This is a genomic window from Acidimicrobiales bacterium (genome assembly GCA_036273495.1).
Classification (GTDB): domain Bacteria; phylum Actinomycetota; class Acidimicrobiia; order Acidimicrobiales; family JAJPHE01; genus DASSEU01.
Window position 1 is genome coordinate 1 of sequence record DASUHN010000138.1, and the last position, 2,260, is coordinate 2,260.

Consider the following 2,260-nt stretch of genomic DNA (forward strand, 5'->3'; position numbering starts at 1 on the left):
GACGGCGGCATCTTCACCTTCGGGGACGCCGGCTTCCACGGTTCGACGGGCAGCCTCAGGCTGAACGCCCCGGTGGTGGCGATGGCGCCGACCGCCGACGGCCGGGGCTACTGGCTGGTGGCCTCCGACGGTGGGATCTTCACGTTCGGGGACGCCGGCTTCCACGGCTCGACCGGCGGCTCGCGACCGGTGGCGCCCGTGGTCGGCATGGCGGCCACCCACGACGGCGGGGGCTACTGGCTGATCGCGGGCGACGGGAGCCTCTATCCCTTCGGAGACGCCCATGCCTATCCGCCGACGGCGACGAGCGGTGGGGCCCCGGCGTCACCCGGACCAGCGTCGGCGTCGGCCCTGGCCCCCACGGCTGACGACGGGGGCTACTGGCTGCTCCGCCGGGACGGCACCGTCACCGCCTTCGGCGACGCGCCCGCCTTCGGCTCGGCCACGGGCATCGGTTCCGACCCGGCCGTGGCGTTGGCGGCCACCCCGGACGGGGGCGGCTACCTGGTCGTCACCGCCTCGGGCAACGTGTACAGCTTCGGGGACGCTCCCAACTTCGGCAGCGTGCGGGATCAGGTTCCCCGTTACCCCGGTCGCGCCCTGGCCGTGACCGGCCATCCCGCCTCCTAGAGTCCCTCTGCCATGGCTCCGCCTCCGGACGAGACCCCCGACGTCGACGCCGTCGTCGACCGGCTTCGCAGCACCGTCGAGGCCCGGCGGAAGGAGGGGCTGTATCCGGCGGGGCTGGAAGAAGACCTCGACGCCCACTTCCGGCGCATAGCCGCCCACCGGGTGGAGCCCGACCTGAGCCGTCTCGACGAGCTAGTCGAGCGGGTCAGGGCGCTTCCGGGACTGAGCACCGAGCGCATCTCCCCGGCCTCGGATCTTCCGGGAGGTGCGTCGCTCCACCGGGCCGTGGCCCGGCTGACCGACCGGCAGGTCCAGGGCGTGCTCGAGCAGGTGCAGGATGTCGTGTCGGCGCTGCAGGCGGTGGTGGGGGAGCTGGCCGACGCCCTCCGCCGGCCGAACACCCACCTCCACCCCGATCTCCTCGGCCAGGTCGACGCCGTGCAGGAACGCCTCACCGCCCTCGAGCGGCAGCCCGCCGACGCGCCCGGTGGGCTGGCCGAGATCGGCCGCCGTCTCGAGCGGCTGGAAGCGGCCGAGGCCCGGCGCCAGTTCCGCCCCCCGTTCCGCTGGGAGGCCTTCGACGCCGAGTTCCGCGGCAGCACCGACGAGATCAAGGAGCGCGCTGCGGACCTCGTGCCCCTGCTCGCCGGGGCCGGCCCCGTGCTCGACATCGGATGCGGGCGCGGGGAGTTCCTCGAGCTGCTCCGCGACGCCGGCACCGCGGGCCGTGGCGTCGACATCGACCCGCAGCTGGTACGCGACGCGGTGGAGCGCGGCCTCGACGTCGAGGTGGGCGACGGCCTCGAGGTGCTGGCCGGCCAGCCCGACGGGTCGCTGGGTGCCCTGGTGCTCATCCAGGTCGTCGAGCACCTCCTGCCCCAGCAGCTCGTCGATCTGGTGACGCTGGCGGTCGACAAGGTGCGACCCGGCGGCAAGGTGGTGATCGAGACGCCGAATCCCCAGTCGCTCTACATCTTCGCCCGGGCGTTCTACCTCGACCCCACCCATCAGGCGCCGATCCATCCGCTGTACCTGCGGTTCCTGTTCGAGCAGGCGGGCTTCTCCTCGGCGGAGCTGCGCTGGCGGTCGCCGCCCCCGGCGCCAGAGATCCTCGTGCCGGTGGGGGACGAGCACCACGATGCCAACGTGGAGCGGGTCAATCAGGTCCTGTTCGCGCCGCAGGACTACGCCCTGATCGCCACCCGTTGACGCGGATCGACCAGCTGGTCGTCTCCGCCGTCCCGGGGGACGCCATCACCACCGCGGCCATCGAGTTGCAGGCCGTCCTGGCCGAGCTCGGTCCGTCGGGCCTGTACGCCCGGTACATCCATCCCGAGATGGAGGGGCGCTTCGAGTTTCCCGAAGCCCGGATGCACCAGAGCCCGGCCCCGTCCGATCAGGACGTGATGGTGTACCACGCGTCGATCGGGGAGCCCACGCTTCGCGACGTCCTTCTGCACGGACCGGAGCGGCTCGTGGTGAACTACCACAACATCTCCCCGGCGGGGCCCTTCTGGCCCTACGACGCCGACTTCGCCTCCCGGCTGGACTGGGGGCGGGACGAGCTGGCGGCGCTGGCCCCCCGTGCCTCGCTTGCACTGGCCAACTCGGCCTACAGCGCCGCTGAGCT

At 72.8% G+C, this 2,260-nt stretch carries 3 protein-coding genes; all 3 read left to right on the top strand.

Annotated elements, in window-relative coordinates; translation table 11 throughout:
• Window positions 1-630 (top strand): hypothetical protein (locus VFW24_05885; GenBank protein HEX5266284.1); only part of this gene is annotated, 630 nt, incomplete at its 5' end.
• A 12-nt stretch (window positions 631-642) separates the two neighbouring features.
• Window positions 643-1,839: a methyltransferase domain-containing protein gene (locus VFW24_05890; GenBank protein ID HEX5266285.1), complete on the top strand. Its 1,197-nt coding sequence runs from the start codon at window positions 643-645 to the stop codon at window positions 1,837-1,839.
• Window positions 1,836-2,260, top strand: a 425-nt coding sequence (locus VFW24_05895; protein ID HEX5266286.1) for a hypothetical protein, incomplete at its 3' end; no start/stop codon positions are given. The genes VFW24_05890 and VFW24_05895, both read left to right, overlap by 4 nt.

Bases quoted from the DNA above. Each gene is read 5' to 3' on its own strand.
- VFW24_05890 (HEX5266285.1), top strand. From the start codon at position 643: ATGGCTCCGCCTCCGGACGAGACCCCCGACGTCGACGCCGTCGTCGAC.